The 23,751-nt window shown below is 70.5% G+C and carries 20 protein-coding genes and 1 other RNA gene; 9 read left to right on the top strand and 12 right to left on the bottom strand.

From position 1 onward, the window contains the following. Window positions 1–145 precede the first annotated feature (145 nt). Window positions 146–1,135 carry an aldo/keto reductase gene (locus tag FB559_RS27050; RefSeq protein WP_246122099.1) on the top strand — a complete coding sequence of 330 codons (990 nt, stop codon included), beginning with the start codon at window positions 146–148 and terminating at the stop codon, window positions 1,133–1,135. 38 nt (window positions 1,136–1,173) lie between these two features. On the opposite strand, the gene FB559_RS27045 is transcribed toward FB559_RS27050, so the two are convergent. From FB559_RS27045 to FB559_RS27025, 5 genes are all read right to left on the bottom strand, one after another. After that, entirely contained in the window at window positions 1,174–1,416 is a 243-nt protein-coding gene (locus FB559_RS27045) for a hypothetical protein (protein WP_141958871.1), read from the bottom strand. A gap of 651 nt (window positions 1,417–2,067) precedes the next feature. Then, window positions 2,068–2,461: RNase P RNA component class A (gene rnpB, locus FB559_RS27040), an RNA gene on the bottom strand. Window positions 2,462–2,512: 51 nt separating this feature from the next. Next, entirely contained in the window at window positions 2,513–3,625 is a 1,113-nt protein-coding gene (locus FB559_RS27035; RefSeq protein WP_425455121.1) for a bifunctional RNase H/acid phosphatase, read from the bottom strand. Between the two features lie 5 nt (window positions 3,626–3,630). After that, window positions 3,631–4,374 carry a zinc ribbon domain-containing protein gene (locus tag FB559_RS27030; protein ID WP_141958869.1) on the bottom strand — a complete coding sequence of 248 codons (744 nt, stop codon included), beginning with the start codon at window positions 4,372–4,374 and terminating at the stop codon, window positions 3,631–3,633. Continuing rightward, the gene (locus tag FB559_RS27025; protein WP_141958867.1) at window positions 4,371–5,231 is read right to left on the bottom strand and encodes a Nif3-like dinuclear metal center hexameric protein; all 861 of its coding nucleotides are present in this window, start codon (window positions 5,229–5,231) and stop codon (window positions 4,371–4,373) included. Before FB559_RS27025 ends, FB559_RS27030 begins: the two co-directional genes overlap by 4 nt. A gap of 53 nt (window positions 5,232–5,284) precedes the next feature. On the opposite strand from FB559_RS27025, the gene FB559_RS27020 reads away from it, so the two are divergent. Further along, window positions 5,285–5,638, top strand: coding sequence for a DUF6191 domain-containing protein (locus tag FB559_RS27020; RefSeq protein WP_141958865.1), 354 nt, complete (start codon window positions 5,285–5,287; stop codon window positions 5,636–5,638). Window positions 5,639–5,698: 60 nt separating this feature from the next. Next, entirely contained in the window at window positions 5,699–6,067 is a 369-nt protein-coding gene (locus FB559_RS27015; RefSeq protein WP_141958863.1) for a hypothetical protein, read from the top strand. A 75-nt stretch (window positions 6,068–6,142) separates the two neighbouring features. On the opposite strand, the gene FB559_RS27010 is transcribed toward FB559_RS27015, so the two are convergent. Further along, window positions 6,143–7,117, bottom strand: coding sequence for an AraC family transcriptional regulator (locus tag FB559_RS27010; RefSeq protein WP_141958861.1), 975 nt, complete (start codon window positions 7,115–7,117; stop codon window positions 6,143–6,145). 171 nt (window positions 7,118–7,288) lie between these two features. Here FB559_RS27010 and FB559_RS27005 point away from each other — a divergent pair, with 171 nt between their 5' ends. Next, complete coding sequence (locus tag FB559_RS27005) at window positions 7,289–8,263, top strand: NADP-dependent oxidoreductase (RefSeq protein WP_246122097.1); 975 nt, start codon at window positions 7,289–7,291, stop codon at window positions 8,261–8,263. A gap of 13 nt (window positions 8,264–8,276) precedes the next feature. Further along, window positions 8,277–8,723, top strand: coding sequence for a DUF6069 family protein (locus FB559_RS27000; protein WP_141958859.1), 447 nt, complete (start codon window positions 8,277–8,279; stop codon window positions 8,721–8,723). A gap of 104 nt (window positions 8,724–8,827) precedes the next feature. Here FB559_RS27000 and FB559_RS26995 read toward each other — a convergent pair whose 3' ends face one another. Then, entirely contained in the window at window positions 8,828–10,375 is a 1,548-nt protein-coding gene (locus FB559_RS26995; RefSeq protein ID WP_141958857.1) for an MDR family MFS transporter, read from the bottom strand. A gap of 159 nt (window positions 10,376–10,534) precedes the next feature. Between FB559_RS26995 and FB559_RS26990 the strand changes: the two genes are divergently transcribed. Next, complete coding sequence (locus tag FB559_RS26990) at window positions 10,535–11,137, top strand: TetR/AcrR family transcriptional regulator (RefSeq protein WP_141958855.1); 603 nt, start codon at window positions 10,535–10,537, stop codon at window positions 11,135–11,137. Window positions 11,138–11,593: 456 nt separating this feature from the next. On the opposite strand, the gene FB559_RS46305 is transcribed toward FB559_RS26990, so the two are convergent. After that, window positions 11,594–14,446 carry a helix-turn-helix transcriptional regulator gene (locus FB559_RS46305; RefSeq protein ID WP_185792420.1) on the bottom strand — a complete coding sequence of 951 codons (2,853 nt, stop codon included), beginning with the start codon at window positions 14,444–14,446 and terminating at the stop codon, window positions 11,594–11,596. A gap of 125 nt (window positions 14,447–14,571) precedes the next feature. On the opposite strand from FB559_RS46305, the gene FB559_RS26975 reads away from it, so the two are divergent. From FB559_RS26975 to FB559_RS26965, 3 genes are all read left to right on the top strand, one after another. Next, a complete protein-coding gene (locus FB559_RS26975; RefSeq protein WP_185792419.1) occupies window positions 14,572–15,342 on the top strand; it encodes a class I SAM-dependent methyltransferase in 771 nt (256 codons plus the stop codon). A 111-nt stretch (window positions 15,343–15,453) separates the two neighbouring features. Beyond that, complete coding sequence (locus FB559_RS26970) at window positions 15,454–17,541, top strand: serine/threonine-protein kinase (protein WP_141958849.1); 2,088 nt, start codon at window positions 15,454–15,456, stop codon at window positions 17,539–17,541. An 83-nt stretch (window positions 17,542–17,624) separates the two neighbouring features. Then, on the top strand, window positions 17,625–18,647 hold the full coding sequence (locus FB559_RS26965) for a sigma-70 family RNA polymerase sigma factor (RefSeq protein WP_141958847.1): 1,023 nt from the start codon (window positions 17,625–17,627) through the stop codon (window positions 18,645–18,647). Between the two features lie 41 nt (window positions 18,648–18,688). Here the strand turns inward: FB559_RS26965 and FB559_RS26960 are convergent, their stop codons facing one another. From FB559_RS26960 to FB559_RS26945, 4 genes are all read right to left on the bottom strand, one after another. Continuing rightward, window positions 18,689–20,239, bottom strand: a complete 1,551-nt coding sequence (locus FB559_RS26960) for a glycoside hydrolase family 13 protein (protein ID WP_141958845.1) — start codon at window positions 20,237–20,239, stop codon at window positions 18,689–18,691. An 82-nt stretch (window positions 20,240–20,321) separates the two neighbouring features. After that, a complete protein-coding gene (locus FB559_RS26955) occupies window positions 20,322–21,281 on the bottom strand; it encodes a carbohydrate ABC transporter permease (protein WP_141958843.1) in 960 nt (319 codons plus the stop codon). 14 nt (window positions 21,282–21,295) lie between these two features. Continuing rightward, entirely contained in the window at window positions 21,296–22,171 is an 876-nt protein-coding gene (locus tag FB559_RS26950) for a carbohydrate ABC transporter permease (protein WP_246122096.1), read from the bottom strand. Between the two features lie 158 nt (window positions 22,172–22,329). Further along, window positions 22,330–23,712 carry an ABC transporter substrate-binding protein gene (locus FB559_RS26945; protein WP_141958839.1) on the bottom strand — a complete coding sequence of 461 codons (1,383 nt, stop codon included), beginning with the start codon at window positions 23,710–23,712 and terminating at the stop codon, window positions 22,330–22,332. Window positions 23,713–23,751: the final 39 nt, after the last annotated feature.

Genomic DNA, 23,751 nt, shown 5'->3' with positions numbered 1-23,751 from the left:
AAAGCACGCCCGCGGAACCCGGGCGTGGCCAGGTCGGGTCGACGTGGCCATGATCCAACGATAGCAGAAAGAACGATCGGTATTGCATCCGACGAGGAGCCATGCCAGGCTTTATGCCGCAAGAACGGTCTTTCCAAGGAGCATCGTGCCGAACCGTGACGCGACCAGCCGAGGGCAGGGCGACCTCGCCGACCACCCCCCGTACGACGCGCCGAGGGTCCTGGGGGCCCCGCGAGCCGAGGAGCGGCGCGGGCAACCCGGCTCGAACATTCGGGACACCCTCGAGGTGGCCGGCAGGACAGTGACGCGCTTGGGGTTCGGGGCCATGCGGTTGGCCGGTCCCCGGATCTGGGGACGGCCCACGGACCGAGCTCACTCAGTCCGGCTGGCCCGGCGGGCGATCGAGTGCGGCGTCCAGCACATCGATACCGCCGACACCTACGGGCTCGGTGTCGCCGAGGACATCCTGCGCGAGGCCCTGCACCCCTACCCTGAGCACCTGCTCATCGCGACCAAGATCGGCCAGGTCCAGCCCCGGCCCGGCGAGTGGGTTCCCATCGGGCACCCGGCGTTCCTACGCCACCAGTGTGAGATGAGCCTGCGACGACTCGGCGTGGAGCGCATCGACCTGCTCTACCTGCACCGCATCGACCCGGCCGTGCCCTTCCTCGACCAGCTGGGCGCACTGAAGGAACTGCAGGACGAGGGAAAGATCGCCCACATCGGGCTGTCCGAGGTCGGCCTCGACCAGATCGCGGCGGCGCGCGGCGTGATCGAGATCGCGGCCGTGCAGAACATCTACAACCTCACCACCCGCACCTGGGACGACGTCGTGGACTACTGCACACGCGAGCACCTCCCGTTCGTCCCGTGGTTCCCGGTCATGAACGGCGCCCTGACCCGGCCAGGCGGTGTCGCCGCCGAGGTCGCCGCCGAGACCGGATCGACCCCGACGCAGGTCGCACTGGCCTGGTTGCTGGCCCGGGCGCACGTGATGTGCCCGATCCCCGGCACCTCCTCGCTCGCCCACCTCGAGGAGAACGCCGCGGCCGCCGCGCTGCGGTTGACCGACGACCAGGTCGCGAGACTCACCGCAACAGCCCAGCCGGCCGCCCAGGACGACGACCAGACGTAGAGGGCCGCGCACTCGGTTGATGTTTTACGGTGGTCCGTTCAGCGGAGCCATGGGTGGTTGCCGGCGCGAAGGGCCTCGATCAGAGTCCGGCTGTAGCCGCTGGCCGCGACCACCTCGTCAATGCGGGTCCGCGGGCTGTGCATCGGCAGCAGCCGGGTGACGAGGTGCGCGAACTCGGCGCGGAGGTCATGGAGCTGCCGGGTCATCTGCCGCTCCTGCTCACCGAGTTGCTTCAGGAGTTCGTACCTGGAGTCGGCCGGCTGGTCTTGTTCGGTGGTCACGCCCGGAAGCTCCTCGGCTGTGCTAGATCATCTGCCGCCATCGCCCGGAACCTGGTGTCGATGGCCACGCCCCCTGAGACCGCGATCAAAGAGATCGAGCGCCCCCGGCACGAGGACTCTTCGACGACGAGAGCTAGGACCGGCGTCAAGCATCATCCGATGCCAAAACATCAGCAATCATCTGAGATTGCACAGCGGTGGCGCTCCTGACGTCCAGGAGGACGTGGACGCCGTCGTGCTGGCGCACCGCAGTGCGACCGTCAGGTAGCGCATTGAGGACTCGACGAGCGATTCATCAGGATGGAGCCTTCGACCTCGTCCTCAGCCCGTGATGTGTCGTTGCCGACCTTCGTCCTGGCCATCACCGATCACGTCGAGCGGCTACGCCTGTCCCCGACGACGTGCTGTGCCGTACATAAGGCGGCACCTTGTTGCGGCGGCCTCGATCACCACGAGCGTCGACCTGTACGGCCACCGGGTCCCCGAAGCGTCCGGTCGTGCCCGTGACGCCCTGGACAACGCGTTCAAGGCCACACTCAATGTGCCCTCGATATGCCCTGGAAAGTCCCCACGGACCTCAGCCCGCGGGGGCGTGGGGGGCGGAGCCCCCCACATTGGGGGTTCCGGGGGTCACCCCCCAGGCCGGCACAGTGGACGAGTCGGCCTGTAGGCCGGGTTTTGTCGCTCCGCGTAAGCGGAGGGGCGGCCATCCATCTAGGGCTACCGTTGCCGGCAGCCTCGAGCGGTCTACCCGCAGGCTCGGGCAGGCTGCCCTCAAGCGTCTGCGCGGGTCCGCTGGGCGGGCCCTTCTTGACCTTGCTCCGGGTGGGGTTTACCTAGCCACCCCAGTCACCTGGGGCGCTGGTGGTCTCTTACACCACCGTTTCACCCTTACCCCTGCGATGAGCAGGGGCGGTCTGATTTCTGTGGCACTGTCCCGCGGATCACTCCGGGTCGGCATTACCGACCACCCTGCCTTGTGGAGCCCGGACCTTCCTCGTCGGGGGCTCCGAAGAACCCCCGCCGCGGCCGCCCGGCCGACTCGTCCACCAATCGATCATTTTACCCTGCGGTCACCCCGCGCGACCACCGAAGATCAGGCGAGGTGGTGCGTGTCGTTGAAGAGCTTCAGGACCGCGGGGCCGTCGGCGTACCAGTCGATCTCCGACAGGGACGACACCTCGAGGTACATGCGGTACAGCGAGGACGGTGGGGCGTCCAGCGCGGAGCGTACGAGCATCTTGATCGGGGTCACGTGTGACACGACCAGGATCGTCTGCTGCCGGAAGCGTACGAGGAGCTTGTCGCGTGCGGTCTGTACGCGGCGGGCTACGGCCGTGAAGCTCTCGCCGTGGGGTGGGGCGACCGACGGGTCGGCCAGCCAGGCGTCGAGTTCGCCCGGCCAGCGGTCGCGGACCTCGGCGAACGAGTAGCCCTCCCAGTCGCCGAAGTCCGTCTCGCGCAGGCCGTCCTCGGTGCGGACCGGCAGGGAGAGAACGTCCGCGACCTCCTGGGCGGTCTGCCGGGTGCGGCTGAGCGGGGAGGTCACGATCGCGTCGATGGAGCGGCCGGTCAGGGCCTTGGCGGCCGCGCGTGCCTGCATGACGCCCACGTCGGTCAGCGGGATCTCTCCGATGCCGGCGAAGCGCTTCTCCGCGGACAGCGGGGTCTCGCCGTGCCGCAGCAGCAGCGTGGTCGTCGGTACGCCGGTCGGCGCGGCCCAGCCTGTGGAGGGCGCCGGGGCAGGCTCCTCGTCGTCGGCCGAGGCGGCAGAAGAGGCAGAAGAGGACGACGGATCCCACGTACGCCCCTTCGCCGCCGCGTCCATCGCCTCGTTGGCGAGGCGGTCGGCGTGCTTGTTGCGTTCGCGCGGGATCCAGGTGTAGCGGACCGAGGAGAAACGGGACGCGAGGTCGCGTGCCTCCAGGGCCAGGGGCTTCATGTCCGGGTGCTTGATGCGCCAGCGCCCGGACATCTGCTCCACGACGAGCTTGGAGTCCATCCGCGCCTCGACGTCGGCGTCCTGGGCGATCTCGGCCGCCTTCGTGAGGGCCGCGATCAGGCCGCGGTACTCGGCGACGTTGTTGGTGGTCACGCCCAGCGACTCGGCGGCCTCGGCCAGGACCTCGCCGGAGACCGCGTCGCGTACGACGGCGCCGTAGCCGGCGGGTCCCGGATTGCCCCGGGAGCCGCCGTCCGCCTCGACGATCAGTCTCACAGGCCGGATTCCTTGGTACGGACGAGGATCCGGCGGCACTCCTCACAGCGGATCACCTCATCCGCGGCGGCGGCGCGGATGGCGTTCAGCTCGACCGTGTTGAGCTGGAGGTGACAGCCCTGGCACTGGCCGCGCAGCAGGGCCGTGGCGGCGACGCCCCGGTGCTGGTCGCGCAGCTTGTCGTAGAGCTTCATGAGGTCATCGGGAATGTCGGTGGCGACCCCGGCACGCGCCGTCCGCGTCAGCTCGGCCTCGCCGTCGATCTCGCTGTACGCGGCGTCGCGGCGGGCGCTCAGCTCGGTCAGCGTCTTCTCGCTGGTCTCCCGGTCGGACTCGACGTCGCGCAGCCGCGTCTCGGCCTCCTCGCGCCGCTCCATGACCTCCAGGACGATCTCCTCGAGGTCGGACTGGCGGCGCTGCAACGACACGATCTCGGACTGGAGGTTCTCCAGGTCGCGTGCCGAGGACACCTGACCGGAGTCGAGCCGCTTCTGGTCGCGGTCGGCGCGGGCACGGACCTGGTCGACGTCCTGCTCGGCCTTCTTCTGCTCCCGGTCGATGTCGCTGATCTCCGTCTGCGCCGCGACGAACGCGTCGCTGAACTTACCGAGACGCTCCTCGGCGTGCTGGATCTCCGCGAGCTCGGGCAGGGTGCGCTTGCGGTGCTCCAGCCGGTCGAGAGCGGTGTCGAGCTCCTGGAGGTCGAGGAGGCGCAACTGGGCTTCAGATGCTGCTTTCACGTACTTCCTTCAAAGGATCGAAAGGTCCACGCGTCGGTTACGGCGGAGGAGATCCGGGTCTCTACGTTAGTCTCCCCCAACAACTTCGCCGCGTCGCGAAGCCACGGCCATTCGGTCGCCCAGTGTGCGGCGTCGATCAGTGCCGTGGCCCCCGCCTCACGAAACTCCGAGGCGGGATGGTGACGCAGGTCGGCGGTGAGGTAGACGTCGGCTCCCGCGGCACGCGCGGCTCCGAGCAGAGAGTCGCCCGCGCCTCCGCAGACCGCGACCGTACGCACCGGCGCGTCCGGATCGCCCGCGACCCGCAGGCCGGCCGTGGTGGCGGGCAGGCCCTTGGCGGCGCCGTCCGCGAACTCCCGCAGGCTCAGCGGCGCGGGCAGCTCCCCGACACGCCCCAGACCGCGCCGGGGATCGTCGGGTGAGGGACTCAGCGGCCGAAGCGGCCCGTCCAGGCCCACGGCGCGCGCGAGCGCGTCGGACACACCCGGGTCGGCGACGTCGGCGTTGGTGTGGGCGGTGAACAGCGCCGTCCCGCCGGTGATGAGCCGGTGCACGAGGCGTCCCTTGTGCGTGGTGGCGGGTACGCCGTGTACGGGGCGGAGCAGCAGAGGATGATGGGTGACGATCAGGTCGGCGCCCCAGTCGAGCGCCTCGCCGACGACCTCGGTGACCGGGTCGACGGCGAACAGCACCCGCCGGACCTGCGCCTCCGGGTCACCGCACACCAACCCGACGGCGTCCCACTCCTGCGCCCAGGCCGGATCGTAACGGTCTTCGAAGATCCCGACGACGTCGGCCAGTATGAGGGACACGCACCGCAGGTTACCGTTCGAGATCACCGCGGGGGCGCATACCATCTGGGCGGGTCTCCGTAAGGAATCCTGAGGGTCGGCCGAACGTTGGAGGATGCGTGAGATCACCGTTTCGGCGGCGCCGCAAGCGCCCGCGCAAGCGCGCAGCCGCGCCTCCCACGCCAGAAGTGATCGACTGGCCGAAGGAGGGTACCGGCGGCGGCGGGCTGATGTCGGCGATCCGCGGCGACTCCGACTCGGGCGCGGGTTTCGGGCCGGGCATGTTCGCGGACCTGCAGGCGGCGTTCGGCGGTGCCGGAAAGCAGATTCAGCTCGAGGAGCAGGAGGCGGAGAAGTCACGCCGCCACGAGCTCCACACCGAGGCCGGTCCCGGCCGCGACGACCTGGAGTCCGGCACCATCAGGATCAACAGGCGCCGTGAGTCCGGCGACGAGCCCGAAGAGCGCGACTGAGACGTTACAGTCCTAGCACCCCCCTCGAACATATGTTCGCATAGGTCGTAGCCTGAGGGCGTGAGCGCCTACGTTCCGCCCGGCTGGCCCACCGGGGTGCATCCGCCGGGGACCGAGAGGTTCGAGGACACCGCGGTGGCCTGGCTGTTCGAGCTCGTGCCACCCGAATACCGCCGGTACGGCGTGCTGCGCCGTTATCCCGCGGCGCTGTCGCGGATGGCGCGGCAGCACGTGTCCGCCGCCGTCGAGGCGGCCCGGCTGGGGTTCCGCACCGCACGCACCGAGCTGGCCGGCACCGTCCCGCCGCACGGCGTCGAGGCGGTGCTGGACATCTACCGCCGGGAGGGGACACGGCTGGTGGCGATCGGCGAGGCCATCGAGCTGGTCGACGGCGCGCTGAACGGCGCCACGTTCACTCCGAAGCTGTGAGCCACCGGTGAAGTCGCAGGGAAGCTCGGGGCTGTCCCGCGGAAAGGGTGCTCACGCGCTTTTGCCCCTTCTCCGTCAAGGGGAGTCGGCCGGGTTCGGCCGGTCGGAAGAACGGCTGTCGCGCCGGTAGCGTCCAGGCGCGAGGCCGAACTCGCGTTTGAACGCGTTGGCGAAGGCGAACTCCGAGCCGTATCCCACCTTCTCTGCCACGACGCTCAGCGGAGCGTCGGAGTCGCGCAGCAGCCGCATCGCGGTCGTCAACCGCCACCAGGTCAGGTACGCCAACGGTGGCCGCCCCACGAGCGCCGTGAAACGACGGGAGAAGGCGGCTCGCGACAGTCCCGCGTGTGCGCCCAGGCCGGCGACGCTCCAGGGACGCGCAGGATCGCGGTGGATCGCCTCCAGGGCGGTGCTGATGGCCGGGTCGGCGAGCGCCGCCGCCCATCCGGTGGCCCCGCCGCCCACCGGTTGGTCGGCTAGCCACGCCCGCAGGATGTAGAGCAACAGCGTGTCCAGCAGAGCGGGCACGAGAGCACCGGTGCCCGGCTGGGGTTCCTCGAGTTCCGCGCCGAGCAGATCGACCGCGGCGCGCAGCCGGGGATGCCGCCCGAGCTGAGCGGGCAGGTGCAGCAGCGCAGGCAGATCGTTCAGCAGCGGGTGAACGCGGGCAGCGTCGAGTTGGTACGCCCCGCACAGCGTCACCGAGGACAGGGACCCGGCCTGCGCCCGGCCGGCCGGTGCGGCGGCATATCTGCGTTCGAACCTGACGTCCTCCTGCGGATCACAGGCGTGTTCGGCCAAGGGCGTGGACGGAGCGTCGGCCAGGCCGTGCCGGCTCGCGTGCGGGAGGAACACCACGTCGCCGACGGCCAGCGGGAAGGGGTCACCGTCTTCGGGGATGAACCAGCAGGGGCCGCGCAGGACGATCTGGAATCCCGCCGCTCCCGGCACCGTACGGAACAGCTGCCCCCAGGGCGCCGACCATTCGACCAGGGCCGACCGCGGCTCACCGGTGCGCATCACGGCGATCACATCGCTCAGCACATCCATCCCCAGATCTTAGCGATGGTTCTCATCGGGAAGACGCTCGCTTAAGAATCCGAGATGAACGCGCATTGGCCGTCTTGGGCGCTGGCCGTACGGTCGAACCACTCCAAGATCAGCAAGCATCCGCACCCCGTGCGGGGCCGCGGCCTGGTGCCGCTTCGGATAGGACGACTCATGACGACAGAACCCGTTTCGGGCCGGCGCGCCAAGGGCCAGGGCGCGACGATGATGGCGGCGCGCGTGCACCGCTTCGGCGGGCCCGACGTGATCCGCTATGAGCAGGTACCCCGTCCGGACCCTGGACCGGGCGAGGTGCTGGTGCGTGTGGCCGCCGCCGGGTTCAACCCCTCGGACGCCGGGTTCCGGGCCGGCGTGATGCAGGACGTCATCCCGCAGGACCTGCCGTTCACTCTCGGCTCCGAAGCCGCCGGGACGGTCGTCCGGACCGGAGCCGGTGTCGGACGGTTCACGATCGGCGACCACGTCGTCGGCCGTCTCGACGAAGGCGGCGCGGCGGCCGAATACCTCACCGCCCCCGCCGCCACGCTGGTGCGTGCTCCTCTCCGGCTCCCGCTCGACCATGCGGCGGCGATCCCGGTCGCCGGACTCACCGCCTGGCAGGGACTGTTCGAACACGCCCGCATCGGACCGGGCACCCGCGTCCTCGTCAACGGCGCGGGCGGCGGCGTCGGCATGTTCGCCGTCCAGCTGGCCCGCCATGCCGGCGCGCACGTCATCGCCACCGCCGGCCCCCGCAGCGCCGAACGGGTCCGCGCGTACGGCGCCGAGCAGATCATCGACTACACGCGGCTCTCACCGCACCGGGTGCTGGACCGCCCGGTGGATCTGGTGTTCAACCTCGTCCCGATACCGCCCGAGGCCGCGGAAGCGCTGTGCCGTGCCGTCCGCCCCGGCGGTTCGCTCGTCTCGATCACCATCCCGGTGAAACCCCGGGCCGGAACCGGCGTGACGGCCACGCACTTCATCGTCCGCAACGACCCGGCCCAACTCGCCGAACTCATCACCCTCATCGACAGCGGCACGGTGCGTGTGGACATCACGGCGGCCCGCCCGCTCACCGAGCTCCCGGCACTGCACCGCGACGCCGAAGCCGGCCGCACAAGCGGCAAGACCATCCTCATCCCCTGAAAAGAGCACTCTGATGACCACCACCCTCACCCGCTCGGCCGCCCCGGGCCTCCGCCGCCACGCCTGCGCGGTCGGCGGTGCCGTCCTGGCCACGGCCCTGCTGTGGGCTGCCGCCCGCGGTCTGGGCGTGGAACTTCACGTCGGTCCCGGCGGCGGACGCCCGGCCCAGGCCGTCGGCCTGCCTCTCGTCGCCGGCGTAACGCTCGTCGTCTCCCTGCTCGCCTCGGCGACGCGAGCGGGGCTGGATCGGCTGACCGGCCGGGCTCCGGCCCTCTGGACCGGATCGGCCGTCATCGTGATGCTTGTGTCGTTCGTGCCCGTGCTCTACGTCGATGCATCCGACGGCGCCAAGGCCACGCTGGCGTCGATGCACCTGGTCGTCGCCGCCGTACTCGTTCCGCTCCTGGGCCGCCGAAATGGTGACCGCACCGCGCCGTACCTCGACCGTCCGGAAACGTGATTTCTGGTGGGCTGTACGGGGACGGCGGCGGGTGCGCGGCTGTCGGCGCGGCCCGGCACGGGACATGGCGGATGTGGTGGCGGCCGACGAGGTACGGCAGCGGATCAGGGGGTTGCCGCCGGTGTCCTGGCCGTCACCGGGGTCTTGTCGGTGCCGGCCGGTGGGCCTGCCTTGCGGAGTGGAGTCTCGATGACGCACAGCGCCGCGACGAACGCGGCCGCGCACAGGATCGCCCCGGTGAGGAAGATCTGGTGGGTACCGCTGGTGACCGCGTTCAGGTAGGCATCCTTGGCCCCGGCGGGCAGGTGAGCCAGTGTGTGCGCGTCGGTCTCGGTGCCGTCGCCGGGCAGGTGGCTGTGGACGGCGCGGGTGAACAGGGAGCCGAAGACCGCGACGCCGAGGGAACCGCCCAGGGTACGGAAGAGGGTGACCGAGCTCATGGCGGCGCCCATGTCGCGCATGTCGACACTGTTCTGGGCGATGGTGCCGGCCATCTGCTGGGTGAGACCGAGCCCGGTGCCCACGAGGACCATGTATGTGCAGGTCAGGACGCGGGACGTGCCGGTCCCCATGGTCGCGAGCAGTCCGAGGCCGACGGTGAGGAAGCCGGCGCCCAGGACCGGGAAGACCTTGTACCTACCGGTGGCGGACATGACCTTGCCCGCGATGGTGGAGACGATCACGACGGGGATCATCAGGGGCAGCAGCAGAAGGCCGGAGTTGGCGGCCGAGGCGTCCTGGACGGTCTGCTGGAACAGCGGCAGGTAGAGGCCGGTACCGAACACGGCCACTCCGGCGGCCAGGAGCAGGATGGTGGCCAGCGGGAAGTTGCGGTGGCCGGTGAAGATCGTCAGCGGCAGCACGGGTTCCGCGGCCCGCCGTTCCGCGAGGACGAACAGGGCGAGCCCGAGCACGGTGACGGTGCCCAGGATGAGGATCTGCCAGGAGCCCCACGCGTAGGTGGTGCCCGCCCAGGTCGCGGCCAGCACGATCGCGCCGATCGCGGCGGTCAGCAGGGCGATGCCCGGCCAGTCGATCCTTGCCCTGATGCGCCGGGCGGGCACGTGCAGCATCCGCCCCAGCCACACCAGGGCGAGCAGGCCGAGCGGCAGGTTGATGAAGAAGGCCCAGCGCCAGCCCCAGTGCCCGGTGATGAAGCCGCCGAGCAGCGGGCCGCCGATGGTGCCGATCGCCATGACGGAGGCGGTCATGCCCTGGTACCTGCCGCGTTCGCGCGGCGGCACGAGAGCGGCGATGAGGGCGAAGGCGCCCGCGCCGATACCGCCCGCGCCGATGCCCTGCAGCGCGCGGAAGGCGATCAGCTCGGACATGGACTGGGCGGCGCCGCAGATCGCGGAGCCGGCGATGAACACGGCGATCGAGACCAGGTACATGGGTTTGCGGCCGAACAGGTCGCCGAACTTGCCCCAGATCGGCGTGGTCACGGCGGTGACCATGGTGTAGGCGATCACCACCCAGGAGATGTGCTCCAGACCGCCGAGATCGCCGACGATCGTGGGCATCGCGGTGCCGACGACCATGTTGTCGAGCATCGACAGCAGCATCGCGAGCATGACGCCGAACAGCACCCAGCGAACGTTCCTGGGCGTGCCGGCAGAGGCTGTCGCGGGGGCGGCGGGGGACGCGGACATGGCGAATCACTCCCTCAGGGAGGTGTGGTGAAAGGGAAGTGGGAAGGCCGGCGGCCGGCAGGAGCAAGCGGCCGACCACGTCACAGAACCACAACAGCTCCAAAAGTGCAACAACTTTACTTTTTTACGTGACTCGCATTTCGGGAGTAGGGTGCGGGCATGGGAGCGACACAGATCCGGGAACCGCAGCCACAGGGACGCCGTGAGCGCAAGAAGGCGGCGACACGCAAGGCCATCGCCGACGCGGCACTGCGCCTGTTCCTGGAGCGCGGCTACGACGACGTGGGGATCCGCGAGATCGCCGACGCCGCCGACGTCTCGACCGCCACGCTCTTCAAGCACTTCCCCAGCAAGGAGGCACTCGTCTTCGACATGGACACCGACCGGGAGGCCAGCCTGCGCGACGCCGTCCAGAAGCGGCCTGAGAAACAGTCGATCCTGGCCGCGCTCAGGGACTACGTGCTGGCCAGAGCGGACATCTCCCAGGATGCGGAGATGGCGCGGTTCCTCGAGCTCATCCGCTCGACCCCGGCATTGAGCGAGTACGCCCACCGCATGTGGATGCGGCACGAGGGCGCGCTCACCGAGGCCATCACCGAGGCGAGCGGCGCTCCGCCAGAGGATCCCGTCTGTGGGGCACTGGCCCACTTCGTCCTGGAGACCACCGCCCTCGCCCGTACGAGCGGCGATCCCCGCACGGCCGTCGAGAGCGCCTTCGACCTCCTGGAACACGGCTGGAACGCCACCGGGTCAGGCGTCTGAGATGAGCAGCGCAATCGACAGCGGACTCGAGCCAGGCCCTAAGGTCCTGTCTCAAGTCCTCGGCCTGGAGCCCACCCGTCTGAGCCCACCCGCCTGGGTCCCAACCGCCTGGGTCCCAACCGCCTGGGTCCCAACCGCCTGGGCCACCCACCTGGGCCACCCATCTGTTGCCCACCCACCTGGAGCCCACCCACCTGGAGCCCACCCACCTGGAGCCCACCCACCTGGAGCCCACCCACCTGGAGCCCACCCACCTGGAGCCCACCCACCTGGAGCCCACCCACCTGGAGCCCACCCGCCCGGGGGTGCCATCCCACTCTCATTGTCCAGCGGCAACAGCCGCGGGCGGAAGTAGAGCGGGGTTCTGTGGATAACCCCGCGGGGCGCGACCCAAGCGCGACCCAGGCGGCGCCCAAGCGGCGCCACACGGCAACCAGCATGACTATGAGGCAGAACCTAGAGCGAGAAGTCCCTGAAAAGATGCGCCGCGGCGCCGCGGTTGGGGACGCCGAGCTTGTGCAGGATCCGCGACACGTGCACGCCGACCGTGCGCTCGCTGATGAACAGCGCCTCGGCGATCTGCCGGTTCGTGCGCCCGTCGCTCAGCAGGGCGAGGATCTCCCCCTCCCGCGCGGTCAGGCCCGGCATCGTGTCCCTGGACCGTACGAGCTCCAGGCGGCCGCGGCGGGACAGAGCCTCGATCTTGTTCAGCAGGCTGACCGCGCCCAGCCGCACGACCGTCTCGTGGGCCGAGCGCAGCAGGGTCAGCGCCTCGGCGCGTGAGCCCTTCACCGCGAGGAGGGCCTCGGCGGCGCGGAACCGGCAGTACGCGACGTGATACGGCTCCCCGAGCCCCTCCCACGCGGTGATGGCGGCCTGCCAGGCGCTGGGGTTCGGGGCCGCGAGCCGCGTCGCCTCGGCCTCGGCGTGCAGGCCGTACGCCTCGGGCTCGGGCGATCCCGCCAGGCCGCTCAGGAACTCCCGGCACTCCTTGAGGAGCTCCTCGGGATCGCCGTTCAGCGCCGCCTCGGCGCACAGGCCGATCGAGCACAGCTGAGGGCCGATGCGGGTGTACTCACTGCCGCGGATCAGCGACAGGCCGACACGTACGTGCTCGCGCGACGCTTCGTAGTCGCCTTCGGAGACCGCCAGCCAGGCCGCGCAGGCGCGGTACGAGCTGACCAGCTCCTTGCCGTCCGAGCGCATGGCCGCGCCCGCCACGGTCTCCAGGTGTCCTCGCGCTCCCTCCAGGCGGCCCCGGCGCAGGTCCAGCTCGGCCATGGCCAGGGTGACCCCCCAGCGCTGGCCCGGAGGCGCGTCGATGTCGTTCACCTCGTCGACGAGCCGGTCCGCGTCCGGCCATCGGCCGAGGCGCAGCAGCGCCGCGAGAGTGTTGCCGGCCGCACACATGCAGGTCGTGCGCCCGTAGCCGAGGCCGCGGCAGACGTGCACGCCCTCCATGCCGATCTCCGCGGCCTCCGCCCAGCGGCCGGTCCACAGCAGCGCGTCGGAGAAGTTGACGTAGGTGCGGCCCAGCTCCCAGCTGTCCTCGCGCGACTTGGCGATCCGCAGCGCGCTGGCGAGTTCGGCTAGGCCTTCGTCGGTCTCGCCGATCATCGTGAGGCCGACCCCGAGCGTGTTGCGGGCATGCCCTTCGAGGTCACGCGCGCCCACGGCGACCGCGACGGCGATGGCCTCCCGGCAGCAGTCGACGGCATCGGTGTAGCGGCTCTGCAGCATGAAGGCGTGCCCCTGCAGGGCACGTACCTGGGCGCGCTCGCGGGTCGACGCCTCGGCCGGCAGCAGCGCGACCGCATCGTCGTAGGAGGCGCACGCGGCCGCCACGTCGCCGGCCACCCACTGGATCCGGCCCATGAGGATCCGCAGTCCCGCCGCGCGCAGCGGCGCGGTGCCCGGGTCCACCTCGGCCATCGCCCTCTGGGTCAGCTCGATGGCGCGGTCCGCCTCCCCCTCGGCCATCGCCACCTCGGCGGCGCGTCGCAGGAGCTCGGCGTGGTCGACCCCGCAGCGCGCCTCCGCGTCGGCCACATCCGGCCACAGCCGCAGCGCCCGCTCGTAGTGGGCGAGCGCGACGGCCCAGGCGTTGGTCGCCGAGGCGGCGCCCGCGGCCGCCACGAATCCGGCGAGCGCGCGCGGCCGGTCTCCGGCGGCGTACCAGTGGCGGGCCGACTCGGCCGGGACGTTCTGGCTTTCCAGCGCCTCGGCGACCGCCAGGTGCAGCCGGTTCCGCTGGCCCGGCAGCAGGTCCGCGTCGAGCGCCTCCCGCAGGAGCGCGTGGCGTACGTCGTAGCCGTCGCCGGTGACGACGAGCAGCCGGTGCGCGACCGCCTCCTTCAGCGCGAACTCCAGCTCGTCCGGGTTCAGGCCGGTCACCGTGGCGATCAGGCTCTCGTCACCGCCGCGGCCGATCGTCGCCACGGCGCGCAGCACGCGGCCGGTCTCGGGACTGAGCCGTTCGACACGGGTCAGCAGCACGTCCCGCAGGCTGGCGGTGAGCGTGCTGCTCGTCGGCCCCGCCGCCAGGAGCTCCTCGACGAAGAACGGGTTGCCCTCCGACCGGTCGAACAGTGACCGGGTCTGACGAGTCGCCGGCTCGGTGCCGAGGATGCCGGTGACCTGGGCGGTCACCTCGTCCACGTTCAGACCGCCCAGCTCGATGCGTTCCGCGCGGCCGGAGCGCTCCAGCTCCAGCACCGTGCCGTGCAGCGGATGGTCACGCGACACCTCATCGCTGCGGTACGTCCCGACGATCACCAGGCCGGCGCGGCGGAGGTTGCCGCCGAGCATCGCGAGCAGGTCGGCCGAGGCGGGGTCGATCCAGTGCAGGTCCTCCAGGATCAGCACGGCGGGGTGCAGCGCGGCCATGCGCCGGAACAGCCCGAGGGCCAGCTCGTACAGCCGGCCGCGCTCGGTACGGTCCTTACGGCTCGGCGGCCGTCCGCACAGCTCGGGCAGGAGGGCGCCGAGCTCGTGCCGTGCCTCGCCGAGGACGTGGGCGAGCTCGTCACCGCTGAGCTCGTCGGCCAGCGGCCGCAGCGCGGCGACGAACGGAGCGTACGGGGCGGCGCCTTCGGCCAGGTCAAGGCAGGATCCGGAGAAGACGATCGCGTCGTGCTCCCTGGCACGGGCGGCGAACGTCTCCACCAGCCGGGACTTGCCGATGCCCGCGTCGCCGGAGGCGAAGAGCAGCACGGAAGAGCCGGACCGCGCCTGCGCCAGGGCGGCATCCAGCCTGGCCAGCTCCGCAGTCCGGCCTATAAGGGTTGGGCACGAAACTCGCCGGGCCACACACGGAGTATGGATCACGTATGTCCCAACAAGCCAACAAAGTCAGTAAATAAGTAAATATGCGGATGCCGTGATCGGGGGCGCGACCTGATCATGTGTCAACCGACGATGATCCGGAGGACGCGATGGTGGGTCCCGTGCAGGTCCATCCGCAGAACGGCGCTGCCTTCGCCGACGTCTGCGAGACACAGCTCCGCCCGCTCTACATCGCCTCGATCGGCGCGCTCGATCCTCGACCGGGGACCCGCTTGCTGCACGTCGGCTGCGGTACCGGTGCGGCGCTGGCGCTCGCGGCCCAGAACGGTGCCGAGGTCACGGGCCTGGACGCGTCGGTCGAACTCCTGAAAGTCGCCCGCGAACGCCTGCCGGACGCCGAGCTGCGCGTGGCGGACGCCGCCGAGCTGCCCTACGACCGCGGCTGCTTCGACCAGGTGATCGCCTTCGACGCCATCCAGTACGTGGAGCCTCCGGCGGTGGCCGTGGGCGAGCTGGCCCGCGTCACCCGGCCCGGCGGGTCGGTGGCGATCGGCCTGTGGCACAACTGGTCCGGCCGCGAGGCGAGCGCCTTCCTCAACGCCGTACGCGGTCTGGTGCCCCCCGGCTCGCCGAGCTCCCAGCCGGTACGCGACCTGGCCCGCCTGCGCGAGGTGATGGTGGAGGCCGGACTCGACGTGTACGCCTTCGCCGAGGTCATCCGCAGGTACGACTTCGCCTCGCTCGACGCCGCGTGGAAGTCGATGACGTCCTCACCGAACGTGGCGCGTGCGATCGAGGTCATCGGGCACGAGGCGGCACACGAGGTCTTCGTGGCCACCTTCGGCAACCAGCAGCGGCCGGACGGGTCCATCCAGCAGGAGAACCTCTTCCAGTACGCGGTCGGGCGCGCGACCAGCTGAGCGAAGAGCGGGACGTAGGTCCCCGGCCCGGTCGATGACGGTATCCGGTGGCGAAACCGGCGCTATCGTTTGACGTCTTGTGAACGTCGGTTTGACCGGGAGGACACGCGCATGCCCGACGGCCATCCGCTGCTACCGGGTGACCCGGCCGAGCTCGGCGGCAACCGGCTCCTCCGGCGACTCGGCGAGGGCAGCCAGGGGGTCGTCTACCTCGGCCGCGACCCCTCGGGCGAGCACGTGGCGATCAAGCTGCTGCACGCACGGATGGCCGAGAACCGCGGTGCGCGCGAGCGGTTCATACGCGAGCTGGCCGCCGCCAAGAAGGTGGCGCGCTTCTGTACGGCGCAGGTGCTGGACGCCGACGTCGCCGGCGACCATCCCTACATCGTCAGCGAGTACGTCGAGGGGCGCTCCCTCCGGTCCCACATCAGCGCCGACGGCCCGCGTACGGGCGGCGCGCTCGAACGTCTGGCGATCGGCACGCTGACCGCGCTCGCCGCGATCCACAAGGCGGGCATCGTCCACCGCGACTTCACCCCGCACAACGTCCTGGTGGGCCCGGACGGGCCACGGGTCATCGACTTCGGCATCGCCCGCGCCCTGGGCGCCGTGCGCCTCGAGGACACCAACACGGTCGGTACGCCGGCGTACATGTCGCCGGAACAGGTCTCCAGCCGCGAGGTCGGCCCGCCCGCCGACATGTTCGCCTGGGGATCGACGATCGTGTTCGCCGGCACCGGCCGCCCGCCGTTCGGCAACGAGTCCGTGCACGCCGTGATGGAACGCATCATGCACGCCGAGCCGGACGTGTCGGCGCTGCCGGAGCCCCTGCGCTCGGTCGTGACGGCGTGCCTGTCCAAGGACCCCGCCCAGCGGCCGACCGCGCAGCAGGCCCAGGCGAGCCTGCTGGGCCACGAGGCCACGGAGGCCCTGATGCCTCCCCCGGCGTTCGGCGCGTCCCCGGCCGACGCTGCCTCCGGCGCCGCCGAAACGCCGCCGGCCGCCGTGACGGCGCACGGCGGTGAGGCCGGCGAGCCTGCGCCGGACGGACCCTGGGTGGTGCACACCCCCGCCGGAGGCGACGCCTCCCACGACACGGCCGCCGCCATGCCGCACGGGGCGCGGCCTCCCGCCCCCGGCACGGGCGGGTCGGCGACCAGGCACGAACCGGCCGGCCGGCCCTGGGTCGCGACGGCCGAAGGCGGCCCTTCCGCACAGACGGTGGCCGGGCCCGCCGGGCCCGCCGGGCCCGCCGGGCCCGCCGGTGCGCCGGCGGCGACGCGACAGCCCGCCCCGGCGACGCCACCGGCCGGGCTGAACCCCGGTCCCCAGGATCAGGACGTACGCGACCGGCCCTCTCGGCCGGCGGCCCGAGGCGGAGTCGTACGCGCCGCGGGGAGCGGCTCGTCCGCCACCACGGGCGGCCCCGGCTCCGCAGGAGGCCGCCCCTCCACCCCGGGGAGCGGCCCCTCCGCCGACCGGCCGGCGGCCGACGGCGCGGGCCGCCAGGCACCGCGGGCCGAGCGGTCACCCAGCGGGTCCGTTCTCACGCCCGCGGCCACCTCCGTCGCCGCCCCCGCCGGCAGGCGGCGGCTCGGCTGGGCGATCCTGGCGGGTGCCGCCGTCATCGTCGTCGGCGCCGTCGTGGCCGTCCCCCTCTGGCCCGACAGCGGCGACGCCGCCAGAGCGGCGCCGCAGGCGCATGCGGCGACCGCCCCCACGACGCCTCCGCCGCCCACTCCGTCGCCGTCCGTGACCCACGGCCCGCAGCTGAACGGCATCCGGTCGGGCGCCCCCAAGCCGCCCAAGAAGCACGCGAAGCCCCCCGCCAAGGGCTGCCGCGACTACCAGCGCGCGTACAGCGTGGCCGGCGCCGGCTCCGTACTCCTCAAGACGTCGGTCTGCCGCGGCGCCTACACCGGCAGCGTCGTCCTCGGGGACACGGCGCCGAAGGACGGCTGGGACGTCTGCCTCCAGCTCCGTGGCCACGTCAAGGGCCCTGGCGCGGTGTACGTGAGCACCACCCTGACCTCGCGGAACGGCGGCACGCAGAGCTTCGACAACGGCCCGAAGACCCGCTACGGCGCCAAGACCACCCGTACGCAGGACCAGGTCACGGTCAACGTCGGCCGGTGCAAAGGCTCGGGCGCCGGGATCCAGACGTCCTGGCAGACCCAGGACCAGCTCGCCGCCGGATAGCGTCCTCAGGTCCCCACCGGCGAACACTTTCGCGTACGCGCGGTGTCTGTACGGATGTGAGATCCGACTGCGAAGGCGAGACGATGCCGGGCGAGGACGCACTCGAGCGGGCGCGGGCCGGCGACGGGCGGGCGTTCCGTGAGCTCACCGAGCCGTACCGGCGTGAGATCCAGATGCACTGCTACCGCATCCTGGGCTCGGTCCAGGACGCCGAGGACCTGCTTCAGGAGACCCTCCTGGCCGCCTGGCGCGGGCTCGGAGGATTCGAGGGGCGATCGTCGCTGCGCTCCTGGTTGTACCGGATCGCGACCAACCGCTGCCTGAACGCCCTGCGCGACGGCGCCCGCCGGTCCGGCGAACGACCGGCGATCTCTCCGGAGGTCTCCTTGCCCGAGCCCACACGCCGCGGTGACCCCAGCTGGCTCGAGCCCTACCCGGACGCCTTGATCGAGGACCTGCCGGACGGGTCGCCGGGCCCGGAGGCGCGCTACGAGAGCAGGGAGTCGGTCTCCCTGGCGTTCCTCGCCGCCCTGCAGCACCTGCCGCCGCGGCAGCGGGCGGTGCTGGTCCTGCGGGACGTGCTCGGCTTCCGTGCGGCCGAGGTCGCCGGCATGCTGGAGGGCAGTGAGAGCTCCGTCGCGAGCGCGCTGTACCGGGCGCGCGCGACGCTCGCGACCCGCCTGCCCGCGGCCGACCGCGACCACGCGCCGCTGCCGGACACGGCGCGCGAGCGGAAGATCGTCGAGGATTTCTCCCTGGCCTTCGAGAGCGGTGACGTCGACGCGATCCTCGCCCTGCTCACCGACGACGTGTGGCTGACCATGCCGCCGCTGCCGCTGGAGTACCAGGGGCTCGCGGCGACGGGCCACTTCCTGTCGACGGTCGCGCTGCGGGAGGGCCGCCGGTACCGCCTGGTGCCCACGCGGGCCAACGGTCAGCCCGCGTTCGGCGCGTACGTGCTCGACCCGGGGACGCCGATCGCGCACGCCCACGGACTGATCGTTCTCACGCTGTCCGGTGAGCGGATCTGCGCGCTCACGCGGTTCCTGGACAACGGGCTGCTCCCGAGGTTCGGCCTGCCGCGCGCGTTGCGCCCCCTACGTTGACCGGCGCCTGCCGGCGGGGATGCCGGCAGGCGCCCGTGTCCTCAGATCAGCCAGACCGCGGTGTCGGAGGGCAGCAGGCCACCGTCGACCGGGCCGCTGGCCAGGCAGATCTGCTGGTGATCCGGCAGGCGTACCGGCTCCTGGCCGAGGTTGACCACGCACGTCAGGCCCGATTCGCGGGCGAAGGCGAGCACCTCGTCGCCGAGCGGGACCCAGGTGATCGTGCCGTCGCCGAGCCGGTCGCGGCGGATCCGCAGGGCCGTGCGGTACAGGTTGAGCATCGAGGACGCGTCGTGTTCCTCCGCCTCGACGGTGAGCTCCTGCCAGTCCGGAGGCTGCGGCAGCCAGGGGTCGCCGCCGTATCCGTAGGGCGGCGCGTCGCCGGACCACGGCACCGGCACCCGGCAGCCGTCGCGGCCCCGGTCGGTGTGGCCCGACCTGGCCCAGATCGGGTCCTGCAGCAGCGCGTCCGGGATGTCCTCGACCTCCGGCAGGCCGAGCTCCTCGCCCTGGTAGACGTACACGCCGCCGGGCAGCGCCATGGCGAGCAGGGCCGCCGCCCGCGCCCGCCGGATGCCGAGTTCGCGGTCCGAGGGCATCCCGTGCTTGCGGTCGTCGTGGGTGAAGGAGGTGTCCGCCCGCCCGTACCTCGTGACGGGCCGGGTGACGTCGTGGTTGGACAGCACCCACGTGGGCGGTGCCCCGATCGGCTCGTGGGTGGCGAGCGTGGTGTCGATCACCCGGCGCAGCGCGGAGGGTTCCCAGGGGCAGGAAAGGAAGTCGAAGTTGAACGCCGTGTGCAGCTCGTCCGGCCTCAGGTACCGGGCGAACCTCTCCTGGTCCGGCAGCCAGACCTCGCCGATCAGGAAGCGGCCGGAGTACGTGTCGGACACGCGGCGCCACTCGCGGTAGACGTCGTGGACGGCGTCGCGGTCGGTGTACGGGTCGAGCCCGTCCGGTTCGGCGTCCGGGTCCTTGATGAGCACGGCCGCCGAGTCGATCCGGATGCCGTCCACGCCCCGGTCGTACCAGAACCGCAGGACGTCGAGGAACTCCTCGCGTACGGCGTCGCTGTTCCAGTTGAAGTCGGGCTGCTCGGGTGCGAACAGGTGGAGATACCACTCACCATCCGGGACCTGCGTCCAGGCGGGGCCGCCGAAGATGGACTGCCAGTCGTTCGGCGGCCCCCCGTCCTTGCCGGGCCGGAACCAGAACCGCTCCCGGGCCTCCGAGCCGGGACCGGCCGCGAGCGCCTCCTGGAACCACGCGTTCTGGTCCGAGGAGTGGTTCGGCACGACGTCGATGATGATCTTGATGTTGAGGTCGTGGGCCTCCTGGATCAGCTTCTCCGCCTCGGCGAGCGTGCCGAAGATGGGTTCGATGTTCCGGTAGTCCGCGACGTCGTACCCTCCGTCCGACATCGGCGAGGGATACCAGGGGTTGAGCCAGATGGCGTCGATCCCGAGAGCCGACAGATAGGCCAGACGACTGCGCAGTCCGGCCAGGTCGCCGAGGCCGTCACCGTTACCGTCGGCGAAGCTCCGCAGATAGACCTGGTAGATCGCGGCTCCCCGCCACCACGTTTCAGGCATGCTGGACTACTCCTTCTCTGGCGAAGTGTTCGTGGTCGATCCGCGGCTCGCCGAGGGACGCACTCGGGCCCGCTAGGGCGGATCAGCCCTTGAGGCCACCGGCCGTGAGGCCGGCCATGATGTTGCGCTGGAAGATGAAGAAGACCGCTATCGCCGGAAGGCTCGCGATCACCAGCGCGGCTATGAGTACGTTCTGCGGCATCTGCTGGGAGAGCTGGGAGATCGCCACGCTCACCGGCATCTTGTTGGTGTCGGGCATCACCAGCAGCGGCCAGACGAAGTCCTTCCACACGTTGACCACCGCGAAGATCGACACGACACCGAGAATCGGCCGGGAGACCGGCAGGATGATCGACCACAGCATGCGTGGTGCCGAGGCCCCGTCGATGGCCGCCGCTTCGAGCAGCTCCGACGGGATGGAGTCGAAGAATCGTTTGAGCAGGAAGATGTTGAACCCGTTGGCGGCGGCCGGCAGCCAGATCGCCCAGGGCGTGTTCAGCAGGTTGAGGTGCAGGATCGGGATGTCCCGCACGGTGAGGTAGGCGGGGAGCAGCAGGACGGTCGGGGGGATCATGAGGGTGAGCAGCATGCCGCCGAGGACGAGCTTGCCGAACATCGGCCGCAGCTTGGACAGCGCGAAGGCGGCCGACACGTCGACCGCGAGCTGAAGGAGCCAGGCTCCCAGGGCGTAGATGAACGTGTTGAACATGTAGCGGCCCAGGTCCATCTGGCTCCAGGCCTTCTTGTACACCTCCGGATGCGGATCCTTGGGGAAGATCGTGGGCGGCAGCCGTACGAGCTCACTGGAGGACTTCATCGCCCCCGTGACCATCCAGTACAGCGGGAAGACGAAGACCAGCGTGAACACCAGGACGGTGAAGGTCAGCACGGTCCAGTAGATGATCCGGCCACGCCGCGACCGCAGGCTGTGCGGCGACACCAGCGTGCGCTGTGCCGGCTCCGTACGCCGTGATCTTCTGACCCGTCGCGGGGGTGCGGGGGCGGGGGCCGTACGGACCGGGCGGTCCAGGACGTTCGACATCGAAGCTCCTAACCTCAGACCCTGGCGGCCCGGCCGTCGCGGTCATCACGGGAAAGCCGCAGGTAGACGGCGGAGAAGATGACGAGAACGAGCATCAGCATGAGGCCGAGCGCCCCACCGCTGCCGAAGTTGTTGAAGTTGAAGGCGTACTGGTACATGAGGTAGACGACGCTCACCGTCGCGTTGTCCGGACCGCCTCCGGTGAGCAGGAACGGTTCGATGAAGACTTGCATCGTCGCGATGATCTGCAGCAGGAGCATGACCAGCAGGATCAGCTTGGTCTGCGGGATCGTGATGTGCCGGATCCGCCGGAGGAGCCCGGCCCCGTCCAGCTCCGCGGCCTCGTACAGCTCGGCCGGCACCGTCTGCAGCGCGGCCAGGTAGATGAGGGTTCCGCTGCCCATGTTCGTCCAGGTCGCGACGATGACCAGGGAGATCAGCGCCGTCTTGCCGGAGTCCAGCCAGGCCAGAGTCGGCAGGTGCACGAACCTCAGGATCTCGTTGAACAGGCCCGGCCCGGGGTTGTAGAACCACTTGAAGAGCAGCACCGACACCGCCGGCGGCAGCATCACCGGCAGGTAGACCACGAACCTCAGGTAGCCGCGCGCGTGCCGTAGCTCGTTCAGCAGCAGCGCCGTCACGAACGGCACGGCGTAGCCGCAGATGAGCGCAAGCAGCGTGAAGATCGCGGTGTTCTTCCACGCGGCGCTGAACGACGGGTCCTCGATGACCCGGTGGAAGTTCTTCAGGCCCACCCATTTGGTGTCGCCGACGAAGTTGGTCTTCTGGAAGCTGAGGATGACCTCGCGGACGATCGGGTACCAGGAGAAGACCGCGAAGCACACGAGGGCGGCGCACAGGAACCCGTACGCGGTCAGGTTCCGCTGCACGCCGCGTCCGCGGCGGGGGCGTGGTCCCCACCGCGTCCTTCTCGAGAGCGAGATGTCCATGATTCGCCGTCCGCCTCCGTTCTCACCTGGCCCCGTACCGGGGTTCAGCATGGAGCGGCGGGGGCCGGTGCGCACGGTGACCGGCCCCCGCCGCGGTATTACTCGGCGTTCGCGAGGATGCCGTTGACCTTGGTCTCGGCCTTGGAGAGCAGGCTGTTGACGTCGGCGTTCCTGTTGGTGAGCACCGAGGAGACCACGCCGTCCAGGACCGCGTAGATCTGCTGGGCCTGCGGCGGCTCGAGGCGGTACTTCACCTTGGGGTCACCGTCGGCGAAGGCCTTGTAGTTGTCCACCGGCAGGTTGGAGTTCTGCTTGCGGATCTGGAGCTCCTCGGCGGCCGGGGCTCCGGTGAAGATGTTCGGCTGCGGCAGCCCGACCGGCTGCTTGTCGATCTTCTTCTGCGCCCAGTCGAACTGGCCCTTGCCCGGGGTGAGGTTCTCGAACTCCAGCCAGAGGATGCCGGCCTTGATCTGGTCCGGGCTGGACTTGGGGTTGAACATGTAGCCGTCGCCACCGATCAGGGTGCCCTGACCGTTCGGCATCGGCGCCAGGCCGTAGTCCTCGAACTTGCCCTGGAACTGGTCCTTGATGGTGGGGATGTTGTCCGGCGCGGACAGGTACATGCCGAGCTTGCCGGAGGCCATCATCGGCTGGACGTCGGCGATCTGCAGCAGCTGCTTGGCGCCCATGCTGTTGTCGGTCCAGCGCATCTGCTGGAGGTTCTGCAGCACGGCGTGGCCCTGCGGGCTGTTGAAGGCCGCCTTCTTGCCGTCCGGCGTCACGATGTCGCCGCCCTGGGAGTACATCTCGGCGGTGAAGTGCCAGCCACCCTGGTTGCCGGCGCTGTAGTCGGCGTAGCCGACGATGCCGTTGCCGAGCGCGGAGATCTTCTTGGCGTCCGCCTGGACCTCGGCCCACGTCGTGGGCGGCTGGTCGGGGTTGAGCCCGGCCTGCTGGAACAGCTTGCGGTTGTAGAGCAGGCCCATGGAGTAGTTGGTCTTGGGCAGACCGTAGAGCTTGCCGCCGCCCTTGAAGACGTTCAGCAGCTGCGGCTGGAGGCTGCCGTAGTTCTTGACCCCGGAGACGTACTTGGTGATGTCGGCGGCCTGGCCGTTGGCGATGATGTTCTTGGCGTCCGTGAGGTAGACGTAGTAGACGTTCTCCATCTGGCCACCGGCCAGCTTGGCCGTGAACGTCTTCGGGTCCTCGCAAGGGAACGCGTCCTTGCTCACGATCGTGATGTTCGGGTGCAGCTGCTGGAACGCGGTCACGTCGTTGTTCCACTCGGTGCGCAGCACCTTCGAGCTCTTCGGCGGCTGACAGCCCACGGTGATCGACACTTTGGTGTTCGGATCGAGCGGGGCGATGTTCGCCGCCTTCGAACCCTTGTCGTTGTCGTTACTGCTGCTGGTGCCACACGCGGCGACATTGGCCAGTGCGGTGACTCCGGCCACCAGGACCGCGAGATGACGGGCTTTCATCAAAGACTTCCCCTCCTGGATTGGCACCACGAAGACCAT

The organism is Actinoallomurus bryophytorum (assembly GCF_006716425.1).
Taxonomy (GTDB): domain Bacteria; phylum Actinomycetota; class Actinomycetes; order Streptosporangiales; family Streptosporangiaceae; genus Actinoallomurus; species Actinoallomurus bryophytorum.
Note: the sequence above shows the minus strand (reverse complement) of the source record. Positions and strands in the feature narration are given on the sequence as shown.

What these genes read in the sequence shown, in the direction of transcription:
- FB559_RS27025 (WP_141958867.1), bottom strand. Translation starts at nt 5,231, where the DNA reads ATGGTATGCGCCCCCGCGGTGATCTCGAACGGTAACCTGCGGTGCGTG.
- FB559_RS27010 (WP_141958861.1), bottom strand. Translation starts at nt 7,117, where the DNA reads ATGGATGTGCTGAGCGATGTGATCGCCGTGATGCGCACCGGTGAGCCG.
- FB559_RS27005 (WP_246122097.1), top strand. Translation starts at nt 7,289, where the DNA reads ATGACGACAGAACCCGTTTCGGGCCGGCGCGCCAAGGGCCAGGGCGCG.
- FB559_RS27000 (WP_141958859.1), top strand. Translation starts at nt 8,277, where the DNA reads ATGACCACCACCCTCACCCGCTCGGCCGCCCCGGGCCTCCGCCGCCAC.
- FB559_RS26995 (WP_141958857.1), bottom strand. Translation starts at nt 10,375, where the DNA reads ATGTCCGCGTCCCCCGCCGCCCCCGCGACAGCCTCTGCCGGCACGCCC.
- FB559_RS26990 (WP_141958855.1), top strand. Translation starts at nt 10,535, where the DNA reads ATGGGAGCGACACAGATCCGGGAACCGCAGCCACAGGGACGCCGTGAG.
- FB559_RS26975 (WP_185792419.1), top strand. Translation starts at nt 14,572, where the DNA reads ATGGTGGGTCCCGTGCAGGTCCATCCGCAGAACGGCGCTGCCTTCGCC.
- FB559_RS26970 (WP_141958849.1), top strand. Translation starts at nt 15,454, where the DNA reads ATGCCCGACGGCCATCCGCTGCTACCGGGTGACCCGGCCGAGCTCGGC.
- FB559_RS26965 (WP_141958847.1), top strand. Translation starts at nt 17,625, where the DNA reads ATGCCGGGCGAGGACGCACTCGAGCGGGCGCGGGCCGGCGACGGGCGG.
- FB559_RS26960 (WP_141958845.1), bottom strand. Translation starts at nt 20,239, where the DNA reads ATGCCTGAAACGTGGTGGCGGGGAGCCGCGATCTACCAGGTCTATCTG.
- FB559_RS26955 (WP_141958843.1), bottom strand. Translation starts at nt 21,281, where the DNA reads ATGTCGAACGTCCTGGACCGCCCGGTCCGTACGGCCCCCGCCCCCGCA.
- FB559_RS26945 (WP_141958839.1), bottom strand. Translation starts at nt 23,712, where the DNA reads ATGAAAGCCCGTCATCTCGCGGTCCTGGTGGCCGGAGTCACCGCACTG.